This is a genomic window from Streptococcus cristatus (assembly GCF_001578775.1).
Lineage (GTDB): Bacteria > Bacillota > Bacilli > Lactobacillales > Streptococcaceae > Streptococcus > Streptococcus cristatus_A.
This window is the reverse complement of record NZ_KQ969062.1, coordinates 15,113-29,734: the sequence shown is the minus strand read 5'-3', so window position 1 is coordinate 29,734 and position 14,622 is coordinate 15,113. Positions and strand designations below refer to the sequence as shown.

The window sequence follows — 14,622 nt, the reverse complement described above, 5'->3', positions numbered from 1 at the left end:
AATGCCGTTCCTTACAAAGCATTAAACGGCATTTCGTGTTATAATAGAAGTCTATATTATTCGGTATGAGGAGAGCAATGGAAATCATAAAAGGAGTACATCTTCACTTCATTCAATCAGAAAAATTTAAAACCAATAAAATTAAAGTGCGATTTTCAGCTCCTATGTCTGAAAAAACAATCGCTGGGCGGGTTCTTACGGCCAGTATGCTGGAAACTTCAAATGCTCTTTACCCAACATCACAAACCTTTCGAGAAAAATTAGCAAATTTATATGGGGCTAATTATTCGACAAGCCTTTCACGACGGGGATTAGTGCATTATCTGGATATCAATCTTTCTTTCGTGCGGGATCAATTCTTGAGCCGTAAAAATATGTTGGCAGATGAAATACTAGATTTTTTGAAGGCTAGTCTCTTTTTTCCTCTGTCAAATGGACAGGCTTTTGATACCAAAACCTTTGAAATTGAAAAGAGAAATGTTTTAACAGACTTGGAAGCTGAAATTGAGAATCATTTCTACCATGCTCACAGAGAGTTAAATAATTTATTTTACGATTTACCAGAAATGCGGATTCCGCGCGTGGCAACAATCGATCTAGTAGAAAGAGAAACAGCTGAAACTAGTTTCGCTACTTTTCAGCAAATGCTAAATCAGGATCAAATTGATTTTTTCTTCATCGGTGATTTTAATGAGATTGCTGTTCGTGAGAAAATCCAAGAATTCCAGTTTTCTGAGCGAGAGCAGCCTTTACAGCTTAGCTATCAGCAAAACTATTCAAATATAACCAGAGAAAAGCTGGAGCAGCGAGATGTACATCAGTCCATTGTTGAACTGGCCTACCATTTTTCTAGTCAATATGGGGATCGCAGCCATCTGCCTCTAATTGTTTTGAATGGCTTATTGGGAGGATTTGCTCATTCCAAACTCTTTGTCAATGTTCGGGAAAAAGAGAGCCTAGCCTACACTATTTCTAGTAGTTTTGATATTTTTTCTGGTTTGATGCGAATCTATGCTGGAATTGACCGAGCAAATCGGACAAAGACCATCGCTTTAATCAACCGCCAAATTCTAGATTTGAAGCGGGGACATTTCACAGATGAAGAACTTGAACAAACCAAGAATATGCTAAAAAATTCGATCCTTCTGGCTCAGGATCGACAAAACACCTTGATTGAGCGTGCTTACATGTCCTCTGTTCTAGGGAAAAAATTTCTGTCACTAGAGGCTTGGCTGAAAGCATTAGAAAATGTCAGCAAAGCTGATCTTATAGAGGCAGCCCAGCAGTTGAAATTACAGGCGATTTACTTTATGGAAGGGAAATAATGCAGAATCCAGGTTTAGAAAAAATCAATTATATAGCCGTGGGAGAAAGCATCTATCGGGCGGTGCTAGCAAATGGATTGCAGGTTTACCTACTCCCTAAAAATGATTTTAATGAAACCTACGGCATCATCTCAACACACTTTGGCTCTGTTGATACTAAGGTTGTTTCACGTGAAACAAAGCAAGTTTCTCATTATCCAGCAGGGATTGCACATTTTTTGGAGCACAAACTATTCGAGCGTGAAAACGGTGAGGATTTGCTGCTGGAATTTACTAAATTTGGCGCAGAAAGTAATGCCTTTACAAGCTTTACACGTACCAGCTATCTGTTTTCTACGACAAACTGTGTAGCAGAAAATCTAAAGCTGTTGCAGGAACTCGTTTCCCAAGCTAATTTTTCAGAAGCATCTGTTCAGCGTGAGCAAGGAATTATCCAGCAAGAAATCGAGATGTACCAAGACGATCCAGATTATCGGCTCTTCTTTGGTGCTTTGAGTAATCTCTACCCTCAAACTCCACTAGCAGAAGATATTGCCGGAACGACAGAGTCAATCATGGATATTACTGTGGAAGATCTGACAGAGAACTTCGAGCTTTTCTACCGTCCGTCCAATATGACTTTATTTGTCATTGGTAATTTTGATTTAGAATCCACTTTTGAAGACATTGTCCAAACACAAGAGACCTTATCGCCTAAATTATTAACTGAAACAATTAAAAAAGAGCCTATCATCTTACAGCCAGTAATTCCAACCGCTACTAGTCGGATGGAAGTTGCCAGTCCTAAGTTGGCAATCGGTATTCGTGGCAAAGATGCGATACAGGATACGGAGCTTTATCGCTATAAAATTGCCCTGAAATTGCTTTTTGCCATGATGTTTGGTTGGACTTCCAAGCGTTTCCAGACCCTGTATGAAAACGGAAAAATTGACAATTCGCTCACTCTTGAAGTAGAGGTGGAAAAAGATTTCCACTTTGTCATCCTAACTATGGACACGCAGGAACCCGTAGGAATTTCTCATCAATTCCGCTCAGCCATTCGGAAGTTTGCTCAGGATCCAGATGTCACAGAAACACATCTAGACACCATTAAAAGTGAAATGTTTGGAGATCTGCTGCATGGGCTAAATTCTCTTGAATACATGGCAACCCAGTATGAACCGCATTTAAAAGGGGAGAATCTTTTTGATTTACCTAAGATTTTACAGGATGTCACTCTAAATGACGTCTTAAAAGTCGGACGTCGCTTTATCGACCAGTGTGATATGACAGATTTTACTATTTTCCCAAAATAGTTCCAAGTTTATTTCAAAATTTTGTTAGAATAATGTCTAAGAGAAAAGGACTATCCTTATGAGAAAAAAAACGATAGGAGAGGTACTCAGACTTGCTCGAGTAAACCAGAAACTTACTTTAGTAGATGTAGCCAAAAAAACAGATATAAAAACTGACTACCTAAAGGCTCTTGAAAACAATCAATACGATAAATTTCCAAATGCCTTTTACGTCCGTAGCCTGCTGCGAAAATACGCTTGGGCTCTGGATTTAGACGAGCAGATTCTATTGGAGGCATACGACACAGATAATACTGTCGTTTATGACGAAATTGAATTAGCTGAAAACGAGGAATTTCGAAGTAGAAAATATAAAAATCGTTCTTTCTCGCTTCCGCTCTTTTATTTCCTAGTAGTTGCCCTGTCTATCATTATTTTTGTCACCTATTACGTTTGGCAATATGCAAATACAACTACTCCGCAGTTTACCAGCTCTGATAGTTACAGCCTTGTCTCGAGCTCAAATCTCGAAGATCGTTCAACTCCACCTGAGACCTCCACTACAGACTCTAGCTCAACAAAAGAAAAACTAGAAGTCACTGGAGAAGGAAACTATTTGACTGCAAAGTATCGTGGCGAGTCGCAAACTACTCAGTTAACAATCTCAGCAAGCAACACCTCAAGCTGGATTAGTGTAACAAATACAGAACTTGCAGCTGGTACAACCCTTACTCCAACCCAATCAAGCCAAACAGTGACACTCTCTCCCAATACGACTTATACAATTACCTTAGGAGTTGTAAAAGGCGTCACTGTCACTGTCGGCAGTCAGAAAATAGACCTATCTACCTTGACCAGCGACAGTGCTATAATTACCCTTACAATTGAATCATAAAGGAAGAATGATGAAAAAAGAAAATATCCCCAACGCTTTAACCCTTGCCAGAATTGCCTTAATCCCAATCTTTATTTTGATTTTGACCTTCGGGCATTCGCCAGCCATGCATATCCTCGCTGGAATCATTTTCGCCCTTGCCAGCATCACAGACTACCTGGATGGCTATCTGGCGCGCAAGTGGCAGGTCGTGACTAATTTTGGGAAATTTGCCGATCCTATGGCCGATAAACTACTGGTTATGTCTGCATTTATCATGCTGATTGAAATGAAAATGGCTCCTGCTTGGGTGGTAGCTATCATCATTTGCCGAGAGCTGGCCGTCACTGGTTTGAGACTTCTTTTAGTGGAAACTGGCGGAACAGTTCTAGCGGCCGCTATGCCAGGCAAAATCAAGACTTTCACGCAGATGTTTGCCATCCTCTTTCTCCTGCTCCATTGGACTTTACTCGGTCAGATTCTCCTTTACATAGCCCTGATTTTCACTATTTATTCTGGCTATGATTATTTCAAGGGCAGTGCCTATCTCTTTAAAGATACATTTAAATAATATGGAAAATATCATTGAAGTAAAAAATCTTAGTTATCGCTATGACCATAAGTCTGAAGATTATATTTTAAAAGATGTCTCGTTTCACGTGAAACAAGGAGAATGGTTATCTATTGTCGGTCACAATGGTAGCGGAAAATCGACTACGGTTCGTTTGATTGACGGTCTTTTAGAAGCCGAGAGTGGCGATATCCTCATTTCTGGAGATAAATTGACGGCTGATAATGTCTGGGAAAAACGTCGCCAAATCGGCATGGTCTTTCAGAATCCTGATAACCAGTTTGTAGGAGCAACTGTTGAAGACGACGTTGCATTTGGTCTGGAAAATCAAGGCATGAATTATCCCATGATGGTGAAACGCGTCCATGAAGCTCTGGAACTAGTCGGCATGCAGAATTTTAAGGAGAGAGAACCTGCTCGACTTTCTGGCGGACAGAAGCAAAGAGTCGCTATTGCTGGCGTAGTCGCGCTCCAGCCAGATATTATCATCTTGGATGAAGCAACCAGTATGTTAGACCCAGAAGGCCGACTGGAACTGATTCGGACTGTCAAGGAAATTAAAGATAAGAATCATTTAACAGTCATCTCCATTACCCACGATTTGGACGAGATTTCGCTGAGTGACCGTGTCCTTGTTATGAAAAATGGTCAGGTTGAGTCAACTGCTACACCAAGAAAACTCTTTTCCAGACCTGATTTGGAAGACTTGGGCTTAGATCAACCCTTTGTCAATCAGGTCAAAGCTGCCATGATTCAAACTGGGCTAACTCTGCCAGAAACCTATTTAACTGAAAAAGAATTGCAGGAACAATTATGGGAATTACTCTAAATAAAGTCAGTTATACCTATCAGGCTGGAACTCCATTTGAGGGTCCAGCGCTTTTTGAAGTTGATTTGGAAATCAAAGATGGTAGCTATACGGCTTTGATTGGGCACACTGGTAGCGGAAAATCAACCATTTTACAGCTCTTGAATGGCTTGCTGACTCCTAGTGAGGGCAGCGTGCAAGTCAACAATGTCACCATTACTTCAAATTCTGTTAACAAGGACATCAAACAAGTTCGTAAACAGGTTGGTTTGGTGTTTCAATTTGCTGAAAGTCAGGTTTTTGATGAGACTGTTTTGAAAGACGTGGCCTTTGGTCCGCAAAATTTTGGTGTCTCTAAAGAAGAAGCCGAGGCTTTAGCGCGTGAAAAATTAAGCCTTGTCGGCATTTCTGAAGAATTGTTTGGCCGCAGTCCTTTTGAACTTTCTGGCGGGCAGATGAGAAGGGTCGCTATTGCTGGAATTCTAGCAATGGAACCTGATATCTTGGTTTTAGATGAACCAACTGCCGGACTTGATCCAGCAGGACGCAAAGAATTGATGGAACTCTTTAAAAAACTGCATCAAGCTGGAATGACCATTGTTCTTGTAACCCATTTAATGGATGATGTAGCAAATTTTGCCGATACAGTCTATGTGTTGGAAAAGGGGCGCGTCGTCAAAAGCGGTCAGCCTGCTCTGGTTTTTCAAGATGTCGATTTTATGGAAAAGATTCAGCTAGGAGTGCCTAAAATCACGAAATTTGCTCAAGAATTAGCTGAAAAAGGAATAAAATTTTCTCATTATCCGATTACAATTGAGGAATTTAAGGAGATGATACATGGATAAATTGATTTTAGGACGGTATATCCCAGGAAATTCAGTCATCCATCGATTGGATCCGCGCAGTAAATTAGTGGCCATGTTCTTCTTTATTTTATTAATTTTCTGGGCCAACAATCTCATCACTAATTTGCTGCTATTTGCTTTCGTTTTTACTCTGATTTTTCTCTCAAAAGTTCCTTTGACATTCTTTCTAAAGGGCATTCAATCAATGGTTTTCATTATTGCCTTTACCACCCTCTTCCAGCTCTTTCTGACAGGAGGAGACAAGGTACTTTTCCAATTTGGTTTCATTAAAATTACGGAATTTGGTCTTTCTCAAGCAGGGATTATCTTTAGCCGTTTTGTTTTGATTATTTTCTTTTCAACTCTGTTAACCTTAACCACAACACCACTCAGCCTTTCAGATGCAGTAGAAGCTCTACTGAAACCACTCAAAGTCTTTAAAGTTCCTACGCATGAAATTGGTCTCATGCTCTCTATGAGCCTGCGTTTCGTACCGACTTTAATGGATGACACTACGAGAATTATGAATGCTCAGAGGGCTCGAGGAGTTGATTTTGGCGAAGGAACGATTGTTCAAAAGGTTAAATCAATCATTCCAATCTTAATTCCCTTATTTGCTTCTAGTTTCAAACGGGCAGACGCCTTAGCTATCGCAATGGAAGCGCGTGGCTATAGTGGTGGTGAAGGAAGAAGCCGCTATCGACAACTTTCTTGGAAAATGATTGACAATCTTGCTCTTTTCTCTATTTTCCTGATCGGTATCTTGCTCTTTATCTTAAAAAAATAAAGAATAGTATAAGTTTGATAGCAATATTTTTGTTAAAGATCTAATGAAATAGACTAAAAATCCTTTTAAAATAATATTTTTATGTGTAAATCTCAATATTTTTGTAATATTCGTACTTAAAATGTAATCTTTTAGTAATATTTAATGTGTATGATAGTATTATAACTAAAGGAGAAAACTTTTAAAATGAGTATGAAAGTGAAAAAATTGACTTTAGCAGGAACGATTGCTACAGCAACACTATTTGCATCAACTATTGTTGCTAGTGCTGAATCTTATACAGTAAAAGCTGGAGATACCTTATCAGAAATCGCTGAAAGTAAAAAAACAACTGTTGAACGTTTGGTAGAATTAAATAAAATTTCAAATCCAGATTTTATCATGACTGGACAAGTTTTGGAATTGGGTGATTTGAAAGATGTTGCAAAACAAACAACATCAGCACCTGCTGTCTCACCAGCGACACCAGCAGTCCCAGCTCCAGTAACTCCAGCTGCCCCAGTAGCTACGGAAACTCCAGTAACGACAGAAACTCCTGCAGTTGCTGCAACTTCAGACTACTCTGCCTATTCATCAAACGTCGTACTCGCAAATGGTAATACTCCAGGTGCTGTAGGTTCTTACGCAGCTGCTCGTATGGCTGAAATGACAGGAGTGTCTGCATCTACATGGGAAAATATTATTGCTCGCGAATCTAACGGACAAGTCGATGCCTACAACCCATCAGGAGCAAGTGGTCTTTTCCAAACAATGCCAGGTTGGGGATCTACTGCAACTGTTGAAGATCAAATTCAAGCAGCTTACCGTGCTTACAGTGCACAAGGGCTATCTGCTTGGGCTTACTAAAATAATAAAAAAATGACTAAACATATTTAGTCATTTTTTCTTACTCAAAGATACTATTTATTCTCCAAAAATTTCTTTTGAAAGTCTGCGGCCGGTAGGAGTTGTAGCTAGCCCTCCTTCAGCCGTTTCCCTGAAGGCAGTAGGCAGGCTAGAGCCTACTTGGTACATAGCATCAATGACTTCGTCAACAGGTATTTTGGACTCGATTCCAGCCAGAGCCATATCCGCTGCGATAAAGGCATAGCTAGCTCCCATGGCATTTCGCTTGACACAAGGAACTTCTACCAAACCAGCTACTGGGTCACAAATCAAGCCCAGCATATTTTTGATGACAAAACAGATAGCTTGACTCGCCTGAAAAGCAGAGCCACCAGCAGCCAAAACCAGGGCAGCTGCGCTCATAGCAGAAGCAGAGCCCACCTCAGCTTGACAGCCTCCTTCTGCACCGGAAATAGAAGCGTTATTCGCAATAACCAAGCCAAAAGCACCAGCAGCCAGCAAAAAGTCTAATTGCTGCTCCTCTGTCAAATCTAGTTTTTCAATCGCTGATGTAAGCACGGCTGGCAGACAGCCAGCGCTACCGGCTGTTGGTGTAGCACAAACCAAGCCCATTTTAGCGTTGTGTTCATTGACAGCAATGGCATTTTTTGCAGCAGTCAGCACAGTATAATCTGACAAGGCCTTCCCCGACTGGATATAGTGGTGCAATTTTGCTGCGTCTCCACCGGTCAATCCGCTGCGAGACTTACTCTCATCAAGCCCAAGAAGAACCGAAGCTTTCATGACCTCAAGATTCCGACTCATCAGACGTAAAACTTCGTCTCTTTCCCGACCTGTCAATTCATATTCGGTCGCAATCATTAATTCAGCAACATTGCCATTAAAATCTAAATCAGCCTGCTCAACTAATTCTTTTATTGAATAAAACATCTCTTCTCCTATTTAAAGAAATTGACATTATGGAGATAGGGGATTTTCCGAATCTCTTCGATAGCCTCTTCGCAACTACGACTATCCACCTCAATGATCATAATCGCTTTCTCACCCGCTTTTTCTCTAGTCACCGTCATTTGAGCAATATTGATATTGTAGCGGGACAGAGCCTCCGTTACATGGGCAATCATACCTGGAACATCTTGGTGGACGATGATAATGGTTGGCGTATTCATGCTGAGAGAGACTGAGAAGCCATTTAACTCGGTCACCTGAATATTTCCACCACCGATAGATACACCCGTTACACTGATGGTCTTATAGTTATTCTTAACCGTGATTTTTGTCGTATTTGGATGAGGAGCATTGCTATCTTTCTGAATAGTCCAGACAATCTTGATACCGCGTTTATGGGCAATTTCAAGGCTGTTAGGGATTTCAGGATCATCTGTATCCATTCCTAAAATACCGGCTACCAAAGCCAAATCCGTTCCATGCCCGCGATAAGTCTTTGCAAAGGAATTAAAAAGCTGGAATTCAACCTCGGTCGGTGTATCATCAAAAATAGAGGATACGATCTTACCGATACGCACAGCCCCTGCAGTGTGACTGCTAGAAGGGCCAATCATGACAGGCCCGATAATGTCAAAAACAGATTGAAATTTTAATGATTTCATAAGAAACCTCTTGAACATATTTTCTAAAATTATTATATCAAACTTATCAAATTTCTGCCTCATATCACACAAAAAAAGAGGACAATTGTCCTCTTCTATTATTGGTAATTCGCATACCTGAAACTCTTTTACTCCGCCAGTAGGACTCGAACCTACGACATCATGATTAACAGTCATGCGCTACTACCAACTGAGCTATGGCGGATAGTATAGTCCGTACGGGATTCGAACCCGTGTTACCGCCGTGAAAAGGCGGTGTCTTAACCCCTTGACCAACGGACCATCTATGTTCTTTTCAGAACATATTCTATTATATCAGGTTTTGAATCTTTGTCAACAGTTTTTTATTTATTTTTTAAAATTTCTTTTAAATGTTTTGTTCTTAGCCTAGAAACAGGGCAACGGCGGCCTTCATAAAATATAATCTCCTTTGTTTTCTTATCATAATCACAGATATTATCGATATTGACTAAGAAAGATTTATGGGAAGCAAAGAAACGTTGGGTTTTCTCATCCTGTTCTTGAACACTGGCAATCGTTCCATAAAATTCTTTTATAAAGCTTTTTCCGACCATCCGTAACTTATGAGAGGAGCTTGAGGTTTCGATATACAAAATATCATTAAATGGCACGCGCACATCATTGCCTCGATAGCTGTATTCAAAGTAATCAACCATGTTGGTGTTTGTAATTAAGGTGTTTTTCGTATAAATGATACAATCTTTGATACGTTTTTTAAACGAATCATCGTTAATATCCTTGTCAATAAAATCAAGAGCTGATACCTTGTATTTGAAAGTCATGGTCGCAAACTCTGATTTTGAAGTTACAAAGACAATAATAGCATATGGATTATGATGACGAATAAAACGAGCGACCTCCAGTCCTTTAGTCTCTTCCCCTTTAATATCTATATCCAGAAAATAAATCTGATTGACATCTTCATTTTCGACGTAGTCCTTAAATTCCTGAATTTTTCCTGTGATTTTTACCTGGATATCGATACCCATTTCTTCAGCAATCTCTGCTAAAGTTTTTTCCATGCGGAGTTGGTGGGCTAAGGTATCTTCTAATGCTAAGATTCTCATAAACTATTCCTTCTTTTAATTGTTAATACTTGGGTGAAATCATACTTACTTATTTCTGTATCTAGCATGATGTATTCATAATTCTCTAAAATTTCTTTCAGATTATTTAAACCTAGACCTCTTCGATAACCTTTAGTAGAGAACTCTGGTTCATAAATTTCTTCTAAATCTAATTTCCTTTGCTTGCGGGAATTTTTTACAACAAAAATGATTTCCGTATCGAGTTGAACTAAAGTCACATGAATCATTTTTTCATAGCTTTCGATTGCGCCTTCAACAGCATTGTTTAGTAATATACTAGCCATTCTTACCACATCTAATAGCTTAATCGGTAATTTCTCAACAGGATCTTTGACTTCGAATGTCAAATCAATCTGGTGCTCACGCGCCTTGAATAAAGTCTCCGTCATAACGCTTCGGAGAGCTGAGTCACCAACATTGTTCAAATCAAAATAAGTGTATTTATCCGAGCGTAATTTTAAATTTGCATCAACTAAAACTTCTTGATATATTTTTTCAATTTCCTTGATATCTTGAGTATTTATGGCCGTCTGAAAGCTAGTCAGCATGCCGGCATAATCATGACGAAAACCACGAATTTCATTATAGAGAGAAACAATTTCATCTGTATACTGCTGCAGCTGCAACTGTTCCAATTCTCTTTGTCGAATCTCCTCTTCTTTTTCATACTTTTCCCGAATTGCCTTCAAATAGAAAAGAGTTGTCATAAAGATCAAGAAACAAATAGTCGCTAGCATACTGCTAAAACTATTAAAATGATCGTCTTCACTTAACCAATGAGAAACATTTAAAATGAAAATATCTATAACATAAAAAATATTAATTCTCTTAATTGTCTTTTTAAAAACCTCCTCTTTAAAATCACATGCGTAAAATGGTAAGTAGTCGATAAACTTAAGCATAAATAAAACAGAGATACTATTTATCATGATATAAAAGATAGCCCAATTATCTTTTACAAATGAATCCCCTGTAATTGAGGAAATAATGACAGAAAAAAAGGTAGTAGAAGCCTGAACTGTTAAATAAAGGAGAAGAGATAGAAATATAGACAAAAGAGTTGATAACTTCTCTTTTTTATAAAAATACCTGTAGAAAAGAAGAGGATAAATCAGTAGTAAAAGAAAATATAGAACATGCCTTGACAAAGAAAATATAGATTCTAAATTTAATATGAGTAATGGTAATAAAATTAAGACTATAGCACACAGAAAAGTAAAGTAAAAACTAGATTTTACTTTATTGATCTTTTCATATATAACAATAGTGAAATATACTTCAATGGCAGCTTGCAATATCCAAAAAAATAATTCAAACATAATTCCATTTCCTCAATTATCGATGTTATTTTTTCTTAAATTTAATTTTTAAGAAGATATTTCTTAAATCTCCTCCAAGAACTTCTTTAAGTTCTTTTTCATTCAAGACCGGGAATTGAGCGATTGTTTTAAAGTTTTTCTGAGTATTTTTCATAATAGATTCTCCTAAAAATTTTTTCGTAAGTGTTACCTTACAAGATCTATTATAAATAAAATTTCAAATAATCTGTCATCTTTCCCTGAAATGTCGTTTTCTCAAAAATATAATAAAAAACACGAAATTTTTTCGTGTCTGAGTAATGTATATTATGATCCCAGCAGGATTCGAACCTGCGACCGTTCGCTTAGAAGGCGAATGCTCTATCCAGCTGAGCTATGAGACCGATACCTTTTCATTTTATCAGAAAAATCTAGTATCGTCAAGATTTACTTATGGTAAGGACTCCCCTGTTGAATCATGAAAGCCCGGTAAATCTGCTCTACCAAAACAAGGCGCATCAATTGATGAGGCAGGGTCAATTTTCCAAAACTCATCAGTAGATTAGCTCTTTTTTTGACAGCAGGAGACAGACCCAAGCTGCCGCCAATCACAAATGTAATATCAGAAAAGCCACGAACTGTGATGTCGTTCAAGATCGAACTAAACTCTTCTGAAGGAAATTGTTTCCCCTCAATAGCCAAAGTAACTACGAATTCTCGTTCAGAGATTTTTGCTAAGATCCTATTTCCCTCTTTTTCGAGGATTTGCTGATTTTCTACCTCACTGGCCTTATCTGGTGTTTTTTCGTCTGCTAATTCTACAATTTCTAACTTACAAAATCGACTCAGGCGTTTAGCATATTCAGCAATCCCATCCTTGAGATACTTTTCTTTTAATTTTCCAACAGTTACAAGCTTTATTTTCATATTTCCATTCTATCATATCCACATGGATTTCACACTTTATTCACATCAGTTTTTTATGGAAAACTTGTTGAATCTATGTATTTCCTAACCTCTATCAACATTTTTTATAAGTTTTCCACAAGTTGTGGAAAACTTGTGAATTTTAAGTTATAATTAAGAATAGATTTCTATAATTTCATCAATTGTAATCAAGGAGGAAAATATGAAAAACGCTTCAAATTTCTTTAAAAAATCTTTGTTGCTTTTTATTGTTTTAGTTGTAGGATTTATTGGCGGAAGCCTAGGAAATTTAGCCACCGCATTTGTTAATAATAAATTGGCTAATCTTGGTTCTTCAAATTCAAAAACTACTGTATCAACGTCTTATAAAAACACAACCGACACCACAAAGGCTGTAAAAAAAGTGCAAAATGCAGTTGTATCAGTAATTACTTATACAGATTCTAATCAAGAAGGAGTGATCAATAATGAATCAACCAGTGATCCTCAAGTAGCTAGTGAGGGATCAGGTGTCATTTATAAGAAGGAAGGAAAATATGCCTACCTTGTCACCAATACTCACGTGCTAAATGGAGCAAAAAATCCCGATATTCTACTAGCAGATGGTAGTAAGGTTCCTGGTGAAGTAGTGGGATCAGATGTTTATTCTGATATTTCTGTAGTAAGAATTAGCTCTGAAAAGGTGAAAGATGTAGCTGAATTTGGAGATTCAAATTCCCTGACAGTAGGAGAAACGGCTATTGCCATCGGAAGTCCTCTCGGAACAGAATACGCTAACTCTGTTACACAAGGAATCATCTCTAGTTTGGGTAGAAATGTAACTCTACAATCTGAAGACGGCCAAAATATTTCGACGACTGCCTTGCAAACAGATGCTGCTATCAACCCTGGTAACTCTGGCGGCCCACTCATCAATATCCAAGGGCAAGTTATTGGTATTACGTCCAGCAAAATCTCTCACAATGGTCAAACTGCTGTAGAAGGCATGGGCTTTGCAATTCCATCAAACGATGTTGTCAATATCATCAAGCAATTAGAGAAAAATGGAACAGTGACTCGTCCTGCTCTGGGTATCCAAATGCTCGATTTATCTAATATCGCCACTTCTGACTTAGCAAAATTACGCCTACCTTCATCTGTAAAATCAGGTATCCTTGTCCGCTCTGTACAAGAAGGAATGCCTGCTGAAAATAAACTTCAGAAATACGATGTCATCACAAAAGTTGACGATAAGGATGTTGAGTCAACTAGTGATTTACAATCTGCTCTCTACAGACACTCTCTAGGAGATGAGTTAAAAGTGACTTACTTTAGAGATGGTAAAGAAGCTACTACGACCATCAAATTGACCAAATCAACTCAGGACTTAAGTAACAACTAAGCCTTTACATAATTGTCAACACACCTTTACACGATCGTAAAGGTGTGTTATGCTATATACAAATGGAAAATTATCAATACATACCACTAAAAGACATTCGAACAAATCCTTATCAACCTAGAAAAAGCTTTTCTCAAGAAAAAATAAATGAATTGGCAGCTTCTATTAAAGAAAATGGAATTATTCAGCCCATTATTTTGAGAAAATCTTCCTTATTTGGTTACGAAATTTTAGCAGGTGAAAGACGATTCAGAGCTGCTAAAATTGCTGGCTTAGAAAACATTCCTGCCCTTATTAAAGACTTGTCTGACGATGACATGATGAAGCAAGCCATCATCGAGAATTTGCAAAGAGAAGACCTCAATCCAATCGAAGAAGCAGAATCCTATCAGCATCTGATTGAGAAAGGTCTGACCCATGAAGAAATTGCAAGAATTATGGGAAAATCTCGGCCTTACATCAGTAATCTTGTCCGCTTGTTACAGCTACCAGCTTTTATGCTGGACGCTGTCAAAGAGGAAATGATTTCGCAAGGGCATGCTCGTCTCCTCATCCCGCTCAGAAAAGAAGAGCAAGTATTTTGGCTGGACAAAATCATTCAAGATAATTTATCCGTTCGTGCTCTTGAACTTTCATTACAAAAGAAAAAAAAGTCAAAGAACAGAAAAAACAAAGAAATTTTCTCCCATTCGGAAGAAGAAAGATTGAAAAAAATCCTTGGACTCAATGTCTCCATTCAATTAAAAAATTCTTCAAAAGGAAAGATCGTTATTCCTTTTGAAAACGAGGAAGAGTATCAAAGAATTATAAACAGCCTGAAATAGGGCTGTTATTTTCTTTTTTCAAACTAACAGACTTTTCCACCTTTAAAAGTAGCCTAAATTGTTGAAAAATAAGGATTTTACATGTAATCCACAATCTGTGGATAAGTCTTATAAACATTGTTGATTTTTCTCCACAAGTTGTG

At 38.2% G+C, this 14,622-nt stretch carries 16 protein-coding genes and 3 tRNA genes; 10 read left to right on the top strand and 9 right to left on the bottom strand.

Translation table 11 applies throughout. The annotated features are described in order from the left end of the window. Nucleotides 1-77 precede the first annotated feature (77 nt). The 8 genes from yfmF (at nt 78) to SCRDD08_RS11765 (ending at nt 7,330) form a co-directional block, all read left to right on the top strand. A complete protein-coding gene (gene yfmF, locus SCRDD08_RS00160) occupies nt 78-1,325 on the top strand; it encodes an EF-P 5-aminopentanol modification-associated protein YfmF (RefSeq protein WP_061421912.1) in 1,248 nt (415 codons plus the stop codon). Then, nucleotides 1,325-2,620: an EF-P 5-aminopentanol modification-associated protein YfmH gene (gene yfmH, locus SCRDD08_RS00155; RefSeq protein WP_061421911.1), complete on the top strand. Its 1,296-nt coding sequence runs from the start codon at nt 1,325-1,327 to the stop codon at nt 2,618-2,620. The genes yfmF and yfmH overlap by 1 nt, the downstream gene beginning before the upstream one ends. Before the next feature lie 58 nt (nt 2,621-2,678). Beyond that, the gene (gene rodZ / locus SCRDD08_RS00150) at nt 2,679-3,494 is read left to right on the top strand and encodes a cytoskeleton protein RodZ (protein WP_061421910.1); all 816 of its coding nucleotides are present in this window, start codon (nt 2,679-2,681) and stop codon (nt 3,492-3,494) included. Nucleotides 3,495-3,504: 10 nt separating this feature from the next. Further along, entirely contained in the window at nt 3,505-4,044 is a 540-nt protein-coding gene (pgsA, locus tag SCRDD08_RS00145) for a CDP-diacylglycerol--glycerol-3-phosphate 3-phosphatidyltransferase (protein ID WP_005592114.1), read from the top strand. Nucleotide 4,045: 1 nt separating this feature from the next. Next, the gene (locus SCRDD08_RS00140) at nt 4,046-4,873 is read left to right on the top strand and encodes an energy-coupling factor ABC transporter ATP-binding protein (protein ID WP_061421909.1); all 828 of its coding nucleotides are present in this window, start codon (nt 4,046-4,048) and stop codon (nt 4,871-4,873) included. Next, the gene (locus SCRDD08_RS00135; RefSeq protein ID WP_061421908.1) at nt 4,858-5,697 is read left to right on the top strand and encodes an energy-coupling factor ABC transporter ATP-binding protein; all 840 of its coding nucleotides are present in this window, start codon (nt 4,858-4,860) and stop codon (nt 5,695-5,697) included. The genes SCRDD08_RS00140 and SCRDD08_RS00135 overlap by 16 nt, the downstream gene beginning before the upstream one ends. Further along, nucleotides 5,690-6,484 carry an energy-coupling factor transporter transmembrane component T family protein gene (locus SCRDD08_RS00130; protein WP_061421907.1) on the top strand — a complete coding sequence of 265 codons (795 nt, stop codon included), beginning with the start codon at nt 5,690-5,692 and terminating at the stop codon, nt 6,482-6,484. Before SCRDD08_RS00135 ends, SCRDD08_RS00130 begins: the two co-directional genes overlap by 8 nt. 186 nt (nt 6,485-6,670) lie before the next feature. Continuing rightward, a complete protein-coding gene (locus SCRDD08_RS11765) occupies nt 6,671-7,330 on the top strand; it encodes a LysM peptidoglycan-binding domain-containing protein (protein WP_061421906.1) in 660 nt (219 codons plus the stop codon). Nucleotides 7,331-7,387: 57 nt separating this feature from the next. Here SCRDD08_RS11765 and sdaAA read toward each other — a convergent pair whose 3' ends face one another. The 9 genes from sdaAA to rlmH all read right to left on the bottom strand — a co-directional run bounded on the left by sdaAA (nt 7,388) and on the right by rlmH (nt 12,274). After that, a complete protein-coding gene (gene sdaAA, locus SCRDD08_RS00120) occupies nt 7,388-8,260 on the bottom strand; it encodes an L-serine ammonia-lyase, iron-sulfur-dependent, subunit alpha (protein ID WP_045499908.1) in 873 nt (290 codons plus the stop codon). Between the two features lie 8 nt (nt 8,261-8,268). After that, nucleotides 8,269-8,940, bottom strand: a complete 672-nt coding sequence (sdaAB, locus tag SCRDD08_RS00115; protein WP_061421905.1) for an L-serine ammonia-lyase, iron-sulfur-dependent subunit beta — start codon at nt 8,938-8,940, stop codon at nt 8,269-8,271. A gap of 131 nt (nt 8,941-9,071) precedes the next feature. Then, nucleotides 9,072-9,145 (bottom strand) — tRNA-Asn (locus tag SCRDD08_RS00110). Nucleotides 9,146-9,150: 5 nt separating this feature from the next. Further along, a tRNA-Glu gene (locus SCRDD08_RS00105) sits at nt 9,151-9,222 on the bottom strand. 62 nt (nt 9,223-9,284) lie between these two features. Further along, a complete protein-coding gene (gene comE, locus SCRDD08_RS00100; RefSeq protein WP_061421904.1) occupies nt 9,285-10,028 on the bottom strand; it encodes a competence system response regulator transcription factor ComE in 744 nt (247 codons plus the stop codon). Beyond that, nucleotides 10,025-11,371, bottom strand: a complete 1,347-nt coding sequence (locus SCRDD08_RS00095) for a sensor histidine kinase (RefSeq protein ID WP_414162611.1) — start codon at nt 11,369-11,371, stop codon at nt 10,025-10,027. The genes comE and SCRDD08_RS00095 overlap by 4 nt, the downstream gene beginning before the upstream one ends. Before the next feature lie 22 nt (nt 11,372-11,393). After that, nucleotides 11,394-11,522: a bacteriocin gene (locus tag SCRDD08_RS00090; RefSeq protein ID WP_005591382.1), complete on the bottom strand. Its 129-nt coding sequence runs from the start codon at nt 11,520-11,522 to the stop codon at nt 11,394-11,396. A 155-nt stretch (nt 11,523-11,677) separates the two neighbouring features. Then, nucleotides 11,678-11,751, bottom strand: a tRNA-Arg gene (locus tag SCRDD08_RS00085). A gap of 43 nt (nt 11,752-11,794) precedes the next feature. Then, a complete protein-coding gene (rlmH, locus tag SCRDD08_RS00080) occupies nt 11,795-12,274 on the bottom strand; it encodes a 23S rRNA (pseudouridine(1915)-N(3))-methyltransferase RlmH (protein ID WP_061421903.1) in 480 nt (159 codons plus the stop codon). A 202-nt stretch (nt 12,275-12,476) separates the two neighbouring features. Here rlmH and SCRDD08_RS00075 point away from each other — a divergent pair, with 202 nt between their 5' ends. Continuing rightward, nucleotides 12,477-13,655, top strand: a complete 1,179-nt coding sequence (locus tag SCRDD08_RS00075) for a serine protease HtrA (protein WP_061421902.1) — start codon at nt 12,477-12,479, stop codon at nt 13,653-13,655. 62 nt (nt 13,656-13,717) lie between these two features. After that, the gene (locus SCRDD08_RS00070) at nt 13,718-14,479 is read left to right on the top strand and encodes a ParB/RepB/Spo0J family partition protein (RefSeq protein WP_061421901.1); all 762 of its coding nucleotides are present in this window, start codon (nt 13,718-13,720) and stop codon (nt 14,477-14,479) included. Nucleotides 14,480-14,622 lie beyond the last annotated feature (143 nt).

What these genes read in the sequence shown, in the direction of transcription:
- yfmF (WP_061421912.1), top strand. Translation starts at nt 78, where the DNA reads ATGGAAATCATAAAAGGAGTACATCTTCACTTCATTCAATCAGAAAAA.
- yfmH (WP_061421911.1), top strand. Translation starts at nt 1,325, where the DNA reads ATGCAGAATCCAGGTTTAGAAAAAATCAATTATATAGCCGTGGGAGAA.
- rodZ (WP_061421910.1), top strand. Translation starts at nt 2,679, where the DNA reads ATGAGAAAAAAAACGATAGGAGAGGTACTCAGACTTGCTCGAGTAAAC.
- pgsA (WP_005592114.1), top strand. Translation starts at nt 3,505, where the DNA reads ATGAAAAAAGAAAATATCCCCAACGCTTTAACCCTTGCCAGAATTGCC.
- SCRDD08_RS00140 (WP_061421909.1), top strand. Translation starts at nt 4,046, where the DNA reads ATGGAAAATATCATTGAAGTAAAAAATCTTAGTTATCGCTATGACCAT.
- SCRDD08_RS00135 (WP_061421908.1), top strand. Translation starts at nt 4,858, where the DNA reads ATGGGAATTACTCTAAATAAAGTCAGTTATACCTATCAGGCTGGAACT.
- SCRDD08_RS00130 (WP_061421907.1), top strand. Translation starts at nt 5,690, where the DNA reads ATGGATAAATTGATTTTAGGACGGTATATCCCAGGAAATTCAGTCATC.
- SCRDD08_RS11765 (WP_061421906.1), top strand. Translation starts at nt 6,671, where the DNA reads ATGAGTATGAAAGTGAAAAAATTGACTTTAGCAGGAACGATTGCTACA.
- sdaAA (WP_045499908.1), bottom strand. Translation starts at nt 8,260, where the DNA reads ATGTTTTATTCAATAAAAGAATTAGTTGAGCAGGCTGATTTAGATTTT.
- sdaAB (WP_061421905.1), bottom strand. Translation starts at nt 8,940, where the DNA reads ATGAAATCATTAAAATTTCAATCTGTTTTTGACATTATCGGGCCTGTC.
- comE (WP_061421904.1), bottom strand. Translation starts at nt 10,028, where the DNA reads ATGAGAATCTTAGCATTAGAAGATACCTTAGCCCACCAACTCCGCATG.
- SCRDD08_RS00090 (WP_005591382.1), bottom strand. Translation starts at nt 11,522, where the DNA reads ATGAAAAATACTCAGAAAAACTTTAAAACAATCGCTCAATTCCCGGTC.
- rlmH (WP_061421903.1), bottom strand. Translation starts at nt 12,274, where the DNA reads ATGAAAATAAAGCTTGTAACTGTTGGAAAATTAAAAGAAAAGTATCTC.
- SCRDD08_RS00075 (WP_061421902.1), top strand. Translation starts at nt 12,477, where the DNA reads ATGAAAAACGCTTCAAATTTCTTTAAAAAATCTTTGTTGCTTTTTATT.
- SCRDD08_RS00070 (WP_061421901.1), top strand. Translation starts at nt 13,718, where the DNA reads ATGGAAAATTATCAATACATACCACTAAAAGACATTCGAACAAATCCT.